General features: G+C 63.7%; 14 protein-coding genes and 1 pseudogene. 6 read left to right on the top strand and 9 right to left on the bottom strand.

Annotation, left to right across the window (positions count from 1 at the left end):
* Positions 1 to 36: 36 nt before the first annotated feature.
* Complete coding sequence (locus EA798_RS19005; RefSeq protein ID WP_122099965.1) at positions 37 to 2,067, bottom strand: NADPH-dependent 2,4-dienoyl-CoA reductase; 2,031 nt, start codon at positions 2,065 to 2,067, stop codon at positions 37 to 39.
* Between the two features lie 187 nt (positions 2,068 to 2,254).
* On the opposite strand from EA798_RS19005, the gene EA798_RS19000 reads away from it, so the two are divergent.
* On the top strand, positions 2,255 to 3,268 hold the full coding sequence (locus tag EA798_RS19000) for a carbon-nitrogen hydrolase family protein (RefSeq protein WP_122099964.1): 1,014 nt from the start codon (positions 2,255 to 2,257) through the stop codon (positions 3,266 to 3,268).
* Entirely contained in the window at positions 3,265 to 4,302 is a 1,038-nt protein-coding gene (locus EA798_RS18995) for an AraC family transcriptional regulator (RefSeq protein ID WP_122099963.1), read from the top strand. Before EA798_RS19000 ends, EA798_RS18995 begins: the two co-directional genes overlap by 4 nt.
* Positions 4,303 to 4,577: 275 nt before the next feature.
* Here the strand turns inward: EA798_RS18995 and EA798_RS18990 are convergent, their stop codons facing one another.
* The 3 genes from EA798_RS18990 to EA798_RS18980 are packed head-to-tail and all read right to left on the bottom strand — an operon-like array spanning position 4,578 to position 7,192.
* A complete protein-coding gene (locus tag EA798_RS18990; protein WP_122099962.1) occupies positions 4,578 to 4,742 on the bottom strand; it encodes a DUF2474 domain-containing protein in 165 nt (54 codons plus the stop codon).
* Positions 4,742 to 5,749 carry a cytochrome d ubiquinol oxidase subunit II gene (gene cydB / locus EA798_RS18985; RefSeq protein ID WP_122099961.1) on the bottom strand — a complete coding sequence of 336 codons (1,008 nt, stop codon included), beginning with the start codon at positions 5,747 to 5,749 and terminating at the stop codon, positions 4,742 to 4,744. The genes EA798_RS18990 and cydB overlap by 1 nt, the downstream gene beginning before the upstream one ends.
* A 3-nt stretch (positions 5,750 to 5,752) precedes the next feature.
* Positions 5,753 to 7,192 carry a cytochrome ubiquinol oxidase subunit I gene (locus tag EA798_RS18980; RefSeq protein WP_106155161.1) on the bottom strand — a complete coding sequence of 480 codons (1,440 nt, stop codon included), beginning with the start codon at positions 7,190 to 7,192 and terminating at the stop codon, positions 5,753 to 5,755.
* Positions 7,193 to 7,388: 196 nt separating this feature from the next.
* On the opposite strand from EA798_RS18980, the gene EA798_RS18975 reads away from it, so the two are divergent.
* Together EA798_RS18975 and EA798_RS18970 are read left to right on the top strand one after the other, a co-directional pair.
* Complete coding sequence (locus tag EA798_RS18975) at positions 7,389 to 8,432, top strand: M4 family metallopeptidase (protein ID WP_122099960.1); 1,044 nt, start codon at positions 7,389 to 7,391, stop codon at positions 8,430 to 8,432.
* A gap of 9 nt (positions 8,433 to 8,441) precedes the next feature.
* Positions 8,442 to 8,771 carry a protealysin inhibitor emfourin gene (locus tag EA798_RS18970; protein WP_106155163.1) on the top strand — a complete coding sequence of 110 codons (330 nt, stop codon included), beginning with the start codon at positions 8,442 to 8,444 and terminating at the stop codon, positions 8,769 to 8,771.
* 4 nt (positions 8,772 to 8,775) lie between these two features.
* On the opposite strand, the gene EA798_RS18965 is transcribed toward EA798_RS18970, so the two are convergent.
* The 3 genes from EA798_RS18965 to wrbA all read right to left on the bottom strand — a co-directional run bounded on the left by EA798_RS18965 (position 8,776) and on the right by wrbA (position 13,018).
* Positions 8,776 to 10,905, bottom strand: coding sequence for a putative bifunctional diguanylate cyclase/phosphodiesterase (locus EA798_RS18965; protein WP_122099959.1), 2,130 nt, complete (start codon positions 10,903 to 10,905; stop codon positions 8,776 to 8,778).
* Between the two features lie 257 nt (positions 10,906 to 11,162).
* Positions 11,163 to 12,395 (bottom strand): MFS transporter, encoded by a 1,233-nt coding sequence (locus tag EA798_RS18960; protein ID WP_122099958.1) that lies wholly within the window; start codon positions 12,393 to 12,395, stop codon positions 11,163 to 11,165.
* Positions 12,392 to 13,018: an NAD(P)H:quinone oxidoreductase gene (wrbA, locus tag EA798_RS18955; RefSeq protein WP_122099957.1), complete on the bottom strand. Its 627-nt coding sequence runs from the start codon at positions 13,016 to 13,018 to the stop codon at positions 12,392 to 12,394. The genes EA798_RS18960 and wrbA overlap by 4 nt, the downstream gene beginning before the upstream one ends.
* A gap of 101 nt (positions 13,019 to 13,119) precedes the next feature.
* On the opposite strand from wrbA, the gene EA798_RS18950 reads away from it, so the two are divergent.
* Positions 13,120 to 14,028 carry a LysR family transcriptional regulator gene (locus tag EA798_RS18950; RefSeq protein WP_122099985.1) on the top strand — a complete coding sequence of 303 codons (909 nt, stop codon included), beginning with the start codon at positions 13,120 to 13,122 and terminating at the stop codon, positions 14,026 to 14,028.
* 91 nt (positions 14,029 to 14,119) lie between these two features.
* Here the strand turns inward: EA798_RS18950 and EA798_RS18945 are convergent.
* A pseudogene (locus EA798_RS18945) lies at positions 14,120 to 14,409 on the bottom strand (VOC family protein); the annotation flags it as partial.
* 144 nt (positions 14,410 to 14,553) lie between these two features.
* On the opposite strand from EA798_RS18945, the gene EA798_RS18940 reads away from it, so the two are divergent.
* On the top strand, positions 14,554 to 15,390 hold the full coding sequence (locus tag EA798_RS18940; RefSeq protein WP_122099956.1) for an isocitrate lyase/PEP mutase family protein: 837 nt from the start codon (positions 14,554 to 14,556) through the stop codon (positions 15,388 to 15,390).
* A 102-nt stretch (positions 15,391 to 15,492) separates the two neighbouring features.
* Here EA798_RS18940 and EA798_RS18935 read toward each other — a convergent pair whose 3' ends face one another.
* Entirely contained in the window at positions 15,493 to 17,055 is a 1,563-nt protein-coding gene (locus tag EA798_RS18935; protein ID WP_167462999.1) for an MFS transporter, read from the bottom strand.
* Between the last annotated feature and the right edge of the window lie 8 nt (positions 17,056 to 17,063).

The following is a 17,063-nucleotide window of genomic DNA, read 5'->3' as shown; positions in this document are numbered from 1 at the left end:
CTACTCCTCTTGCCAGTGTGGCCGATGGGTTTCGAATCAGAGCGCTGCAGCCAGGCGGCAGCCCTGATTGATCGCGCGTTTGGCATCCAGTTCGGCCGCCACGTCCGCACCACCAATCAGATGCACACGCGCGCCCGCTGCTTCCAGACCCTGCTGAAGCTCGCGCAGCGGCTCCTGGCCGGCGCAGAGGATCACCGTGTCGACCGGCAACACCTGCGGCTCACCCTCCCCGACACGAATATGCAGACCAGCATCGTCGATCTGCAGGTATTCGACCGAATTGAGCATCTGCACGTGCTTGTTCTTCAGACCGGTACGGTGAATCCAGCCAGTGGTCTTGCCCAGGCCATTACCCACCTTGGACTTCTTGCGCTGCAGCAGATAGACCTGGCGCCTCGGCGCATGCGGAGCCGGCTGAATACCGGCGATACCACCGCGCACCGCCAGTCCGAGATCGATACCCCACTCTTTCCAGAATGCCTCACGGTCCAGGCTGGTGGATTCGCCATCATGGGTGATGTACTCCGAGACGTCGAAGCCGATGCCGCCGGCACCGATCACTGCCACGCGCTGGCCGACCGGCTTGCGCTCCAGAATCGCATCCAGATAGCCGATCACTTTCGGATGGTCGATACCAGGAATCGCCGGGATTCGCGGTGCGATGCCGGTAGCCAGGATGATGTCGTCAAAACCGCCCGCCAACAGCGTTTCCACCGTCGCGCGGGTATTGAGCTGCACCTCGACCCCGGTTTCCTCCAGCCGATTCTGGAAGTAACGCAGCGTCTCGTAGAACTCTTCCTTACCCGGGACGCGCTTGGCGACATTGAACTGGCCGCCGATCTCGCCGGCCGAATCGATCAGCGTCACCTGGTGGCCGCGCTCGGCTGCAATGGTTGCTGCAGCGAGGCCCGCCGGGCCAGCACCGACGACGGCAATCTTCTTCACCGTGGTGGTGGGAATGTAGTTGAGCTCGGTCTCGTGGCAGGCGCGCGGATTGACCAGGCAGGTGGTCAACTTGCCGCTGAAGGTGTGATCCAGACAGGCCTGGTTGCAACCGATGCACGTATTGATCCGCTCGCTATGACCGGTAGCCGCCTTGTTGACAAACTCCGGATCGGCAAGGAACGGGCGGGCCATCGACACCATGTCGGCATCGCCCTCGGCCAGCACCTGCTCCGCCACTTCCGGTGTATTGATGCGGTTGGTGGTGATCAGCGGAATGCTTACTTCACCGCGCAGCTTGGCGGTGACCTTGGTGAATGCTGCGCGCGGCACCTTGGTGGCGATGGTCGGAATCCGCGCCTCGTGCCAACCGATGCCGGTGTTGATCAACGTGGCGCCGGCCTGCTCGATGGCCTTGGCCAGCTGCACCACCTCGTCCCAGATGCTGCCGCCCTCGATCAGGTCGAGCATGGACAGGCGATAGATGATGATGAACTTCGGACCGACCGCCTCGCGCACGCGGCGCACGATCTCCACCGGCAGACGCATGCGATTCTCGTAGCTGCCCCCCCAACGATCGGTGCGATGGTTGGTGTGCGCCACCAGGAACTGATTGATGAAGTAGCCTTCCGATCCCATGATCTCGACGCCGTCATAACCCGCCTGCTGGGCGAGGCTTGCACAGTTGACGAAGTCCCGGATCTGCTTCTCGATGCCCTCCTCGTCCAGCTCGCGCGGCGTGAAGGGATTGATCGGCGCCTGGATGGCACTCGGCGCCACCAGCTGAGGGCTGTAGGCGTAGCGCCCGGCGTGCAGAATCTGCATGCAGATCTTGCCGCCGGCCTCATGAACCGCCTGGGTGACGATCTTGTGTTCCTCGGCCTCCTCGGGCGTCGAGAGCTTCGCCGCTCCGGCACGTACCGAGCCTTCCTCGTTGGGCCCGACGCCACCGGTCACGATCAGGCCGACGCCACCGCGGGCGCGCTCGGCGAAGAACGCCGCCATCCGCTCGAAGCCGTTGGGCATTTCCTCCAATCCGGTATGCATGGAGCCCATCAAGGTGCGGTTGCGCAGAGTGGTAAAGCCGAGATCGAGCGGGGCCAGCAGCTTAGGAAAAGCGGTCATCGGTGCGTCCTCATCATTACGAGTGCCGAGCCTCTTGGGGCTGCGGTCGGTATGCAGCGACGATAAACAGCGCAGCTGTTGTGCTCAATGATCCAAAGTGACAACTTTTTGATCCTGCTGCGCAAAACGCTTGGCAATACGGCTCGCTTTACCTAGGCTGTCGGCGTCCATCACAGCCCTTCCTGCCATGCGCACCTCAATCAATATCGTGTTGCTGCTGGTCCTTGCAGCCGCTTCCTTCGCCGTCTACCTCGACTGGACGCACGACCGCCGCAGCGGCCCGCTGCTGTCCGATCTGCGCACCCTGCCGATAGAGAGCCGTGGGCGGGCGGGTACGGAGGGCAACCTGCTGGGCATCGAGACGCGCCTGCAACCAGCCGACTTCCAGAGCCGAGAGAGACTCCAGCTGAAGTTTAGGACCTATCTCCAGCAGGCCGCCGACGCAGGAATGCTCAGCGAGCGAACCGTCGTAGTGCTACCGGAACATGTCGGTACGGGCCTGTTCGCATTCGGCGAGAAGCCGGAAGTTCAGCAAGCACGCACCCTGCGCGACGCCATGCAGTGGATGGCACTCAGCAATCCAGGCAGCTATCTGCGCGCACTGACCGGGAACCAGGGCGACGATCGCCGCACCGGCGCCGTACTGCGCCTGAAAGCACGGCAGATGGCCGAGGAGTACCAGACGATCTTTGGCGATCTGGCCAGCGAGTTCGGCGTGACGCTGGTGGCCGGTTCGATCGTGCTGCCGGAACCCTATCTGGAGAACGACCGGCTCAAGGTCGGTGACGGCCCGCTGCGTCAGGTCAGCCTGACCTTCGATGGCCGCGGCAAGCCGCTGGGTGCGCTGCAATACAAGCACGCGCTGAGCCGCTATGAACGGCGCTACAGCGTCGCACCGATCCCCGAACCACGCCGCCTGATCGAAACGCCGGCTGGGTCGCTGGCGGTGCTGCTGGGTTGCGACGCCTACCTCGAAAGGCCCTCTGCCGAAGCGAAACTGCTTGCGATACCCGGCGCGCTGGAGGATCCGCAGGGCAGCTGCGGCAGTACCCTACCCGACGCCGAGAGCGATCGAACGCTGATGCCGGTACAGACACTCGCACTGCCCTGGAACCTGCTGGGCTCTCCGCGTCGCCCGGCCCCGCCGGGACATGGCGTTCCGGTGCAGATACACAACCACTGGCTCGGCAACAATCCATGAATACCCAGCGCGTTCGGCTGGGTGATCTGTCGGTTGGTTTTCTGCACAGCCTCAGCGAGGCGCTGCAGCTCTATGGACACGATCCGAAGCCGCTTCTCGAAGCCTATGGGCTGGACGCCGAACGCTTGGCCGAACCCCACGCACGGCTGTCGATCCCGCGCTATATGCGGCTCGGCCATGCGGCGATTCAGCTGGCCGGCGATCCCGCGCTCGGCCTGGAAATGGGGCGTCTGCGCAAGCCGAGCCACCTCGGGCTCGCCGGGCTGACCGCTGCCCAGGCGCCGACGGTGCGTGACGCGGCGCGGGCTCTGATCCGCTACGAGCCCTTGTATGCTTCCAACTATCGCGGCAGCTCGAGCTTCCACGAAGACGCTGCCGGGGCCTGGCTGCGCTTCTATTCGATCAGCCCGTACAACGCCTACAACCGCTTCGTGGTGGACACCGTACTGGCCAGCTGGGTCTCGCAGCTCGCCCGGCTGGGCGGTCAGCCGATCGTGCCAGTGGCGATCCATATCGAGTTTGACGCGCCGGATTACGCGTCGCGCTACGAAGCGCTGTTCGGGCGGCCGGTATGCTTCGAAGCACAAGCGAACCAGTTGCAGCTGGACCAGCGCACGCTGGCCCTGCGCAACCCGGACCACTGCCCGGGCACCTGGCGGCATCTGCTCGAGCTGTGCGAAGCCGAGCTGGAACGACGCACCCGCACGCGCAGCCTGCGCGAACGCGTCGCGCAGATACTCGGTCCGATGCTGAAGGGTCAGGAGCCAGATCTGCAGCAGATCGCCGCACGGTTGCAGATGCCGGCCTGGACCTTGCGTCGCAAGCTGGCGGAAGAAGGCAGCAGCTATCGGGCGATCCTCAACGACACCCGTCGCGACCTGGCGATGGCCTATATCCGCGATACCGAATCGGCGTTCGGCGAAATCGCCTGGCTGCTCGGCTTCTCGTCGGCGGAGGCATTCCAGCGCGCGTTCAAGCGCTGGAGTGGCCAGACGCCAGGAGATTACCGGCGCACCCAGCGGCGCGGCGCCTGATTCACCTCACCGACCACCGGTCAGAGTTCGACCGCATCCTCGGCGCAGTCTGGGTGGTCCTGCTCAGCAGCGTGCCATTCGAGAAGTTCGTCCTGGTAATCGTCCATAGCAAGGATCCTCGTCGTCTGTTTGCTCAAGGCGCTATGCCTGTCGTCCATCAAGGTTCATGCCAGGAAGGCTATACCCCGCAAATGAAGGAATCGTGACGTGATTCACGACGCCGGCAGCCTCAAAGCGGCGCCACGTCTGAAAAAGCGCCCTATAACAGGGCAAGTTCAGGGAGACGACAACCCGGCTGCGTTCATCGCCAGACGCAGCAGCCAGGCCACGACACCCAGCGCCAGCACACTGCCGCTCCAGATCAGCACCAGCCAGCTCATGCGCTGCCAGAGCGGCTTTGGCTCACCTCTGGGGACTGGGCTTTTATCCTGCGGCGCCATCAGTGATACCCATCCTCGGCACTGACCTTGCCGCGGAACACGTAGTAGCTCCATGCCGTGTACATCAGGATCAGCGGCAGGATCAGCAGCGCGCCGACCAGCGTGAAGCCCTGGCTCTGCGGCGGTGCGGCGGCCTCCCAGATGGTCACCGACGGCGGGATGATGTTCGGCCAGAGGCTGATACCCAGCCCGCTATAGCCGAGGAAGATCAGCGCCAGGGTGAGCAGGAACGGTGTGTAGTTGGCGTACCGCTGGATCGAGCGCAGCAGGCCGAAGGCGCATAGCAGAACCAGCACCGGGACCGGCATGAAGTACAGCAGGTTCGGCATGCTGAACCACCGCTCGGCAATATCCGGGTGGGTCAACGGCGTCCACAGACTGACGATGCCGGTAACCACCAACACCGCCCAGACCAGCGGAATGCCGATATCGTGCATGCGCCGCTGCAGGTCGCCTGCCGTGCGCATCATCAGCCAGGTACAGCCGAGCAGTGCATAGGCAACGATCAGCGCCAGCCCGCAGAACAGCGAGAACGGCGTCAGCCAGTCCAGCGCCCCGCCAGCGTAGGCCCGATCCTCGACCGGCAACCCGCTGATGAATGCGCCTAGCACCACGCCCTGGAAGAAGGTCGCGACCAGCGAACCGCCAATGAACGCCTTATCCCAGACATGCTGGCGCTCGCGAACCACCTTGAAGCGGAACTCGAACGCCACGCCGCGGAAGATCAGCCCCATCAGCATGAAGATGATCGGCAGGTAGAGCGCGGACAGCACCACCGAGTACGCCAGCGGGAAAGCCGCGAACAATCCAGCCCCGCCGAGCACCAGCCAGGTCTCGTTACCGTCCCAGACCGGCGCCACGGTATTCATCATCACGTCGCGATCAGAGCTGTCCTGCACGAACGGGAAAAGAATGCCAACGCCCAGATCGAAGCCGTCCATCACCACGTACATCATGATGCCGAAGATGATGATCACGGCCCAGATAAGTGAAAGATCGATACCCATGGCTCAGTTCCTCTCGCCCAGTTGATCGCCTTGTTCATGAGAGATGGCCTCGTCCGCAGCGGAAATGGGCCGCATCGGCGTCCGCGCCTCTCCAGGACCTCCGGCGCCTTTTTCGCGACCTTCGCTGACCACCGGGCCTTTCTTCACCAGGCGCAGGACATACACCATGCCCACCCCGAACACGGCGAAGTAGACGACCACGAACATCGCCAGGGTGAGTCCCAGCTGGCCGGCACCATGATTGGATACCGCATCGGCGGTGCGCATCAGGCCGTAGATCACCCAGGGCTGCCGGCCGATCTCGGTGGTGTACCAACCGGCCAGAATGGCAATCAGCCCCGACGGCCCCATCAACAGCACCAGGCGCAGGAACGGACGTGAGCTGTACAGGCGATCCCCCCGCCGCAGCAGCAGGCTCCAGATCCCCGTGACGATCATCAGCAGGCCGAGTGCGACCATGATGCGGAAGGTCCAGAACACGATGGTGGAGTTCGGCCGATCCTCAGGCGGAAAATCCTTCAGCGCCGGAATCGGCTCGGTCAGGCTGTGCTTGAGAATGATGCTGGCGAGATAGGGAATCTCGATCTTGTAGCGCGTTTCCTCGGCCTCCATGTCTGGCCAGCCAAACAGCAGCAGCGGGGTCGGCCCGCCTTCGGAATTGTCCCAGTGTCCTTCCATCGCGGCGATTTTTGCCGGCTGGTATTCGAGGGTGTTCAACCCGTGAAAGTCGCCGATCACCGCCTGTACCGGCGCCACCAGCAGCGCCATCCACATCGCCATCGAGAGCATCTTGCGGATGGCCGGGGTGTCCTTGCCACGCAGCAGGTGCCAGGCGGCGGAAGCGCCGACGAAGAACGCCGTGGCGAGGAAGGCCGCGACGGCCATGTGCGCGAGGCGGTAAGGGAACGAGGGATTGAAGATGATCGCGAACCAGTCCACCGGCACCACGATGCCGTCGATGATCTCGTGACCCTGCGGGGTATGCATCCAGCTGTTGGACGCCAGGATCCAGAAGGTCGAGATCAGCGTGCCGACGGCCACCATCAGCGTCGAGAAGAAGTGCAGGCGCTCACCGACGCGGTTCCAGCCGAACAGCATGACCCCGAGGAAGCCCGCCTCCAGAAAGAACGCGGTCAGCACCTCATAAGCCAGCAGCGGCCCGGTGACACTGCCGGCAAACTCGGAGTAGGCGCTCCAGTTGGTACCGAACTGGTAGGCCATGACGATTCCCGATACCACGCCCATGCCGAAGTTGACCGCGAAAATCTTCAGCCAGAAGTGGTACAGATCGCGATAGACCTCCTGCCGGGTCTTCAGCCATAGCGCCTCGAGCACCGCCAGAAAGCTGGCAAGACCGATGGTGATGGCCGGAAAGATGATGTGAAAGGTGATGGTGAAAGCGAACTGGATTCGCGCAAGCTCAAGTGCTTCCAATCCGAACATGGGCAGCTCCTCGTCAAATGACCGCCCGCCTCGTCTATGACGGCGAATACGGGGTCCAGCAACAAATGACAGCAGATCGCGCCAAGGGTGCAGCACAACCGCTGCGCCAGGTCGTCGCGCCTGGATCGACGGTCGCGCCGACCGCACACCTCAGGTCTATGCTGGTCACAGCCGAGTCAACCGAGGAGTCCTGCAGGTGCAGATCCGTTCCTTCATCCCGCCGTACATCCTCGACCGCATCATCGACCACGGCTCGCCTTACCAGCGCGGATGTGCGCGACAAACCCTCGCGCACGTTCACAGCCTGCTGCCCAACCCCGGCCCGGCTCGCCCCACGGCAATCGCCGAGCTTGGCGAACTACGCACCCCCGGCCATCCACAGCGGCGAATCCACGATGCCGAACAGCGCATGCAGCTACCCGGCATACCGCGGCGTCGCGAAGGCCAGCCGGCCAGCGGAGATGCGGCCGTGGACGAGGCCTATGACGCGCTGGGCGCCACCTACACATTCTTCTGGCAGGTATTTCAGCGCGACTCGATCGATGACCTGGGCATGCCCCTGATCGGCACAGTCCACTACGGCCAGGGCTACGAAAACGCCTTCTGGAACGGTGAACAGATGGTCTTCGGGGACGGTGACGGTGAGCTGTTCCAGCGTTTCACCCGATCGCTGGATGTGGTCGCGCATGAGCTGGCCCACGGCGTGATCGAAAGCGAAGCGGGGCTGGTGTACTTCAATCAGCCCGGAGCGCTGAACGAATCCGTCTCGGACGTGTTCGGCGTACTGACCAAGCAGCATGCACTCGGCCAGACTGCCGCCGAAGCGGACTGGCTGGTCGGTGCCGAGCTGCTCACCGACAAGGTCAGCGGCGTGGCGCTGCGCTCCATGGCCAATCCGGGTACGGCCTATGACGACCCGCTGCTCGGGCGTGATCCGCAGCCTGCGCACATGCGCGACTTCATCGAGACCCGCGAGGACAACGGCGGTGTGCACCTCAACTCGGGCATTCCCAACCGCGCGTTCTATCTCGTCGCCACTGCGCTGGGCGGCTATGCCTGGGAACAGGCCGGGCGGATCTGGTACGCCACCCTCTGTGACCCGCAATTGCCCAACAATGCGGACTTCGTGACGTTCGCCAGCGCGACCCTGGCCCACGGCGCGAAACTGTTCGGCCGGCAGTCGTCGCAGGTCCAGGCCCTGCACGAAGCCTGGACATCGGTGGGCGTAGTGCCACGCTAAGGAGGCAACATGAAGATGCCAGCACTCGGTCCGGATGCCTCTGTGCGCGTATCACGCCAGGGCGGTTTCGCCGCCGCGCCTGGCCTGACACGCCCCCGCCAGATCGAATTCGCCGACTGCAACGCGGCACAGCGCCAGGGTATCTGCTCGGTACTTGAACAGTGCCTGCCCGTTGCCAGCCAACAGGTCGGCCATGGCGATCAGCGTTTTTTCAAGGTCGAAGTGCATTACCGCCGCGAGAACAATGACGCCGAGATGATCCTGCAGATCGCCGAGGAGCGAGCGCCGCAGGAACTGCTGCGGCTCTGGCAGGACGGTGCCATTCCCGGCGAAAGCTGAAGCGCTAGAAACGGATCACGCCACCGGCCGCCAGCAATGCGGTGATCTGCGCTGCCGGTAGCGGTCGCGAGAGCAGGTAGCCCTGAAACTCATCGCAACCCTGCCTGCAGAGAAAGTCGAACTGCGCAGCATTTTCCACCCCCTCGGCGACCACGGTCTTGTGCAGGCTCTTGCCCAGCGAGATGGCGGCGCGGGCAATCATCGCCACTTCCTCCTCCTGTTCCAGCCCGGTGACCAGCGAGCGATCGATCTTGATGATGTCCAGCGGGAACCGTCGCAGATAACTGAGCGCCGAATAGCCGGTACCGAAGTCGTCCATCGCCAGCCGAAAGCCGCGGGCCTTGAACTCGGCAAGAATCGCGACGGCGCGCGTACCATCACCGAGAAATACCGTTTCGGTGATTTCCAGTTCGACCTGATTCGGCGGCAGGCCGACGTCCTCCAGCACTGCACAGACGCGGTCAACCACGTCATCACCAAGAAACAGCAGAGGCGACAGATTGACTGCCACCATCAGCGGGGTCGCCCGCCCCGCATTCCACTGCCGAGCGTCGCTGAACGCGCGGCGCAGTACGGCCAGTGTCAGCGGCATGATCAGGCCGCTCTCCTCCGCCACCGGAATGAAACGATCCGGCCCGATCACACCCAACGCCGCATCGGTCCAGCGTGCCAGTGCCTCGACCCCGACTATGCGCCGCGAGGCATCGACCTTCGGCTGGTAGTGCACCGCAAACTCATCACGCTCCAACGCCGCGCGCATCGCGGCCTCAAGGTTCAGTCGCTCATCGGCGATCCGGTTGAGGTCATGGGTGAAGAACTGGAAATTGTTGCGTCCGCGTTTTTTTGCGGCGTACATGGCGATGTCGGCATGCTTGAGCAAGGTTTGCGCGTCCTCGCCATCACCCGGAAACATCGCAACACCGATGCTCGCACCCACCTGAAACTCCCGACCGGCCAGCGTGACAGGTCGCCGGATCTCGTTCAGCACCCGCTCCAGCAGTGAAATGACCGTGCTGATGCGGTAGTGATCGCTGAGCACCAGCACGAACTCGTCACCACCGACCCGCGCGACGGTGTCGGAGCCGCGCAGGCTGCCGGCCAGACGGGCGGCGATGCTCTTGAGCAGCTCGTCGCCGGCGACATGACCGAGGCCGTCGTTGATGAACTTGAAGTTATCCAGATCGATGAACACCAAGGTCAGGTAGTAGCCCAGGCGCGCCGCACGCGCCAGCCCCTGTTCGATGCGGTCGTTGAGCAGGATGCGATTGGGCAGCCCGGTGAGCAGATCATGGTTGGCCTGGCGCTCGAGCTGCTGCTGATAGTGCTTGCGCTCGGAAATATCCTGCACCGTGCCTTCGTAGCAAATGAATTCGCCGTTGGCACCACGCACCACGTGGGCGTTTTCGGATATCCAGATACGCGTGCCGTCCCGGCGATACACCTCAGACTCGAAATTGAGTACCTCGCCCTGGTGTTCCATCAGCCGACAGAAGGCCTCGCGACGCCCGCCTTCCACATACAGGCGACGCTCGATGTCGGCGAGATCAGCCACCAGTTCGGCAGCACTGTCGTAACCATAAATGCGCGCCAGGGCTGGATTGGCCGCCAGGTATCGACCGTCACGGGTCGACTGGAAAATCCCCTCGGAGGCGTTCTCGAAAATGCTGCGATAACGCAGCTCGGCCTGTTCCAGGGCATCGAGGATGGCCCGTTGCGCGGTGATATCCTCGATGAAGCCCTCCACGACGATCTCGCCCTGCTCGTCCGCCACCGCGACGCCGCGTTCGATTACCCACTTGAGGATTCCCGACGCGGTACGGATTCGATAATGCACGCAGAAACGCCCCACTGCGGCGACGGCCTGCTCGATGCAGCGCCGCACGCGCAGTCGATCATCCGCATGCGTGATCCGTTCCCAGGTAACGTGCGTTTCGTCGACCAGCTCCGCAGCGCTGTAACCACACAAGCCCAGCGCGCCCTGACTGACGAAGATCATCGTCCACGACGCGTCGTTGCGGCAGCGGTAGGCCATGCCTTCGAGGTTGTTGATCAAGGTGTCGAGCACACGAGAGCGGTCCAGCACTTCGCAGGAGAGCAGACTGCTCGGACCGTTGGCAGAAGAATCAAGAGTCATGGGGGCATGCTTGCAGTGGTGTTCCGGCTCGTTCTGCCCTGATGAGGCTCAGCCCCGCGTGCAGAATGAAAGAACCGAGAAAGGCAGAAAGCCACTACTGAGCAAGAAGCGCTCCACCCGCGCCACCGGTGCAACCGCGGGCTCGCGGCTGGCATCGCCACCCCTGGCGCCCTATAACGGCGCATGCGCCTGCCACCGACCCGACTCGTGCGCCAACTTGGTGCTCATGCGTCTCCCACCCGAGCGAGCCCGGCAGGTCAGCGCATTCCGCGCTTCGCCGCTGGCGCAACAGTCGGTCGTCTTGCTGCTGCCGGCGCACCGGACTCAAGCGCAGCGCGCAGAAACAGTGCGGTTGCGCAGGCGGCCATGGCAGCGAGCAGCACGACCACGCCGGCAGCGCTCCAGCCAAACGCCGTTGTCACGCTCCCGACCGCAACAGGCCCGAGGAGCTGGCCGAGATTGCTGCCCTGCATGATCAGGCCGACGGCGATGGGTACCAGCGTGGCCTCGCGTACGGTCAGCGGCGCAGAGGCCAGCAAGGTCGCCGGGATCAACCCGCCCACGGTGGAGAACAGCAGGCATAGCAGGAAAGTCGTCGGCGCCTCGAACAGGCCGAGAAAAATACCGAGTCCACAAGCCCCCATGACCGCGCTGGCGAAGATCAGCAGGGGACCGCGCCCGGCGCCCCGCCCCAAGAGGTATCCCGCCGCCAGATTGCCGCCGGCATTGACCGCACTGGCCAGCGCGCTCAGCAGGCCGGCACTGCGGTAGCCGACGTCCATACGCTCCATCAGCAGGACCGGCAGAAAGCTGAACAGCGCAAAGAACATCAGGCTGTACAACGCGAATACGATTGCCAGCAACGTGGTCGCTCGGGAACGCAGCACGTGCCGAACATCACCGATGACCCGGCTCGATAGCCCGAGCGAAGCGTCCTGAGGTATGCAGTACACGACCATCGTAGCGGCAAGCACGGCCAGCGCCGCGCTCGACCACCAGAGCGATTGCCAGCCTGGAAAAAGCGGCCCGACGACCATGACAAGCGCCATCCCTAACGGCATGAAGCAGCTCCAGAGCGCGAACGCCTTGTCGCGTGCCGCGCCGGTCATCAGGCGCTCCAGTATCGCCGGCCCGCCAACGATGATCAGCAGGAATCCCAGCCCCTCCAGCAGCCTGGAAACCACCAGGACTGCGAAGGAGGCTGCGAGACCACCCGCGGCCCCGGCGAATGCCGTTATGCCCAGGCCCAGCAGCAGGGTTCGTTGACCGCCTAGCGCGGCCGCCACCGCACCGGCAGGCGCACCGCCCAGCAGGCCGAGCACGGCAAATATCCCGGTCAACCAGCCGACCTGGCCCAGGCTCACCCCCAGATCCGTCTGCAGCATCGGCGTGGCGATGGCGGCCTTGCCCAGATGCAGGGACGCCACCACGCCGCACCCCAGGATGACCCAGGCGACAGGCCGCCTCGGCGCAAGGACTACGGCACTCACCGCGGCGTCCCCGACGAATGCGTCGCCAGAGCAGCCGCGATACGGGCGACGTGCGCGCCTTGGTAACGCGCGCCCTCCAGCTCGTTCTCGCTCGGCTGCCGATCACCGCCACTGCCGTCGTCGGCAAGCGTCGAAGCGCCATAGGGCGTTCCCCCGGTCACCGCGTCCATGCGCAGCTGGCCTTTGAAGCTATACGGCAGGCCGACCACGACCATGCCCAAGTGCAGCAGTACCGTATGTGTCGCCAGAATCGTGCTCTCCTGGCCACCGTGCTGGCTGCCCGTCGAGGTGAAGACGCTGCCGACCTTGCCGACCAGCCTGTCTTCGGCCCACAGGCCACCACACTTATCGAGAAAGTTCTTCATTTGCGACGCCATATTGCCGAAGCGCGTCGGCGTGCCAATCACGATGGCGTCGTAGCCAGGCAGTTCCGACACGCTCGCGACGCCTGCTGATTGGCTGGTCTTGTAGCCCGCCTTGCGCACAACCTGCTCGGGGACCAGTTCGGGAACTCGCTTGACGTCGGCAAGCGCACCCGCCGCACGGGCACCTTCGGCAACGGCGTGGGCGAGCGCCTCGACATGACCGTAGGAGGAGTAATAGAGCACCAGTACTTTCGTCATTGTTGCAGTCCTCTGAAGGCGTTGACGCAAGCAAGGCTAATCACTAAAAACTCTCTCGAAGAGTGATTAAATTTCGATCAACACGATCTACGGTGCAGATCATGCTCGATGGGATGACGCTGGATCAGATACGTACCTTCGTAACCGTGGCCGACAGCGGCAGCTTCCGCTCTGGCGCTGCGCGGCTCTTGCGCGTGCAATCGGCGGTCAGCCATGGGATCGCCAATCTCGAATCGGAGCTTGGCCTGCAACTGTTCGATCGCAGTGGCTACCGTCCAGTGCTCACCCCCGAAGGCCAGGCATTGCTGGCCCACGCACGCGACATTCTGCTGCGTGCGGACGCCATGCGCGCACGCGCGCGGGCACTTGGGGCCGGCGTGGAACTGGAGCTGTCACTGGTCGTGGATACCCTGTTTCCCATCGAGCTGGTCGCACGAGCCGTCAGCGCGGCCAGCGCAATGTTTCCCTCAACCAGCTTGCGTCTGGAGTCGCAACCGCTGGGCGGCCCGATTGCGGCCTTGGCTGACAAGCGCTGCACGCTCGCGATCATCGTCGGCGAGGACTTCCGGAACCCTCGGGTGGCGCTGGAAGCCATCGGTTCGGTACGGCAGATCGCGGTCGTAGACGCAGCACACCCGCTCGCCAGGCACAGCGACCGCGCACCGCTTGGCTTGGCGGACCTGGCCGGCCATCTGCAGGTGGTCCTGACCGACCCTAGCCCACTCTCGGAGGGCCGCTCGTTCGGTGTGCTATCCCCTTTCACCTGTCGAGTGAATACCCAGGAGGCGAAGGTGGCATTGATCCGCGCCGGTCTCGGCTGGGGGAGACTGCCGGCCTGGCAGATCCAGGAAGATCTGGATGCCGGTCGGCTGGTGCGCGTAGCCATTCCCGATCTGGGCAGAAACAGCGAGGTGCAATCAGAGGCCTACCTGGCTCACCGCCTGGACGAACCGCTTGGCCCCGTGACGCAAGCGTTTCGCCGAGCGCTGCTTGAGCAAGTCGGGGTTTAGACTCGAGGCCGAATACGCAAGCGCACGCAGCCGCTGTTAGCCAAGCCCGCTTCCCCCCGGCGGCGATACCGTACGGCCGCCATCCTCCGGCTCAAGTGCGACCCACCTCTACCTCACAAAACCGCGGCGCAGCCCAATGGGCCAGAGCTGCTTCGATCACCGCGTTGTCGATCCTGGTCATCTGCATCATCGCGTCGAAGGCGCGCTTGGCCGCCGCCCGATCAGAACCGGCCAACGCTTGCGTCAGGGCGCGCGGGGTAATCTGCCAGGACACGCCCCATTTATCCTTGCACCAACCGCAGGCGCTCTCCGGCCGCCATCGCCAACAATCGCATCCCACAATCGGTCCGTTTCGCCTTGGTCATCGGTTGCCACCTGGAACATCGGCAAAAAAGTGCGCAGCGTTTTGGCAACGATTGCGGCATCTTCTGCAAGCCAGGGCACTCGTATGCCATCTAGTCTTGAATGCACGACGCGACACTTGAAACGCGTTGCAGCCAGTCCACTCACCAACCAGGAGGCTTCATGATCGATTCCAGTGTGTCTCAAAAGCGTGCCGTTTTTCGTGCACTGCACCAGTCGGGCTGCTTCGTGCTTCCCAATCCCTGGGATGCCGGCAGCGCGGTGGCTCTGGCTACGATGGGCTTCAAGGCCTTGGCCACGACCAGCTCCGGCTACGCCTGGTCCCGCGCCCGTGCCGACGGACAGATGCCGCGAGACGAGGTCCTGGCCCATATGCGCAGCATGGTCCAAGCAACCGCCCTACCGGTGAACGGCGACTTCGAAAGCGGATTCGCCGAGACCTCCGAAGGGGTGGCCGAAAGCGTGCGCATGGCGGTGGAGACCGGCATAGCGGGTATTTCCATCGAAGACTCCACCGGCGATCCGCGCCAGCCGCTGCGGGAGATCTCGCAGGCAACGGAGCGGATGTACGCAGCACGTCAGGCGATCGACGCAACCGGCGGGGAAACACTGCTGATCGGTCGCGCCGAGAATTTCTTCGTAGGGCATCCGGATCTCGACGACACCATTCAGCGTCTTCAGGCCTATGCCGAGGCAGGCGCTGACTGTCTCTACGCGCCGGGTCTCAGGACCCGCGAACAGATCAGCGCCGTCGTCGCAGCGATCGCACCCAAACCGGTCAATGTGCTGATCGGCTGGGACAGCGACCTGACCGTACAGGACCTGGCCGATCTCGGCGTGCGACGCATCAGTGTCGGTGGCGCCCTGGCACGGGCCGCGTGGGCCGGATTCCTTAAAGCGGCGCGCTCTATCGCCGAGCACGGACGCTTCGATGGCTTCTCAAACGCCGCCTCAGGCGCAGAGCTCGACGCCCTGTTTGGCAAGCTGGAGAAGCCATAGGCGGATCAGCAACCCGCGAAGCTTGGCCTCGACGAGGCTATCGGTCAGCGTACGGCGCCGCTCTGCTGACAACTGCCAGCGCTGGCTCCGTCTCGACAAGCGTCAGCGGGCGTCAGACCGCAGATGCCGCAATGCCACCGCCGAGACTACCGCCAGAGCGGCGACGCTTACTGCGCTGAACAACGCAGCGCCCCGAAGGCCGGCCATGAAGGCAGCTTGTGCGTGCGTCATTATCTCCGGCGGCAAGTGGGAGGCAATCGACGCCGCAGCCCAGAGACTATCCGCCACAGCATCGCGCGCAGTTGCCGCTAGATCGCCAGGAAGATACGGAATGACCGTCCGTTGGTAGACAGCACCAGCGAGACTGCCGAGCAATGCGATGCCGAACGATATCCCCAGGTCCTGCACCATTTCGGTCATCGCCGAGGCCGCCCCGGCCTTTTCAGGGGGCGCGGCTCCCACCACCAGGTCCGTGCCCAGAGCAGCGATGGTGCCGTTGCCCAAGTAGGCCAGGGCAAGCGAGACGACGGCCAAGATCGCACCCGTTTCTCCATCATTAACCTGCATGAGCATGAGATAGCCTGCTACCGACAATGCCAACGAAGCTGCGACCACGAAACCTGGGCGTATAACCCGCGCCGCGAGTGGGGCGCCAATGCCACCAACGATCATCGCCAGTGCGGCGAGCCCCATCCAGAGGCCAGCATCCGAAGCAGACAATCCGGCAACCAACTGCAGATATTGCGCGACCAGCAACATCGTGCCGCCAACTGCGACCAGCCCGAATAACAGCACGCCAAGTGCCACGTTGAATGTACGGTTTCTGAACAAGCTCAGGTCGAGCAACGGATCGGGCAGCTGGCGCTGCCGCCTCATGAAGATCCAGCCAAACAGTGCGCCGACGAGAACCGCCGTGGCGGCATCGAAGTCGATGCCTGACTTGGCGACCTCCTTGAGGCCATAAACGAACGGCAATGTTGCAGCCAGAGAAAGTGCCACGCTCAAGAGGTCTATCCGACCGGTGTTAGGCGCGCGGTACTCAGGCAACACAAATGGCGCGAGCAGTACGAGGAGCGCAACGACGGGCACCACTAGCAGGAACGCGGCTCCCCACCAGAACCACTCGAGCATCAGCCCCCCGACCACCGGACCCAGCGCAGATCCGACACCCCACATCGTGGCCCAGATGCCTATGCCAAGCGCACGCTGGCGGGGATTGACGAACAGATTGCTGATCAACGCCAGCGTTGAGGGCATCAGTGTGGCGCCGGCCACGCCAAGCGCGGCGCGTGCCGCTATCAGCATGTTGGCGCTGGTCGAGAAGGCGGCGATCACCGAAGCCACAGCGAAAGCGACGGAACCGATCAACAGCAGCCTTCGCCGGCCGATCCGATCACCCAGCGTACCCATGGTGATCAGAAATCCGGCGATGAAGAACCCGTAGGCATCCATGATCCAGAGCGCCTGGGTACTGGTCGGCTTGAGATCGAGCGCAAGCGCCGGCAGCGTCAGATGCAGCAGTGTCAAATCCAGACCCAACATGATCGTTGGAAGCGACAGCAGTGCCAGTCCGGCCCACGCGCGAGGCCCCGCTCGCGGCCTGTCCTTTGGTGCGGACGCGATGGCATCGGTTACCGGCGATCCGGATTGCAGATGAAGTGTCATGATTGCCC

Source organism: Pseudomonas songnenensis, assembly GCF_003696315.1.
GTDB classification, from domain to species: Bacteria; Pseudomonadota; Gammaproteobacteria; order Pseudomonadales; family Pseudomonadaceae; genus Stutzerimonas; species Stutzerimonas songnenensis.
Note: the sequence above shows the minus strand (reverse complement) of the source record. Positions and strands in the feature narration are given on the sequence as shown.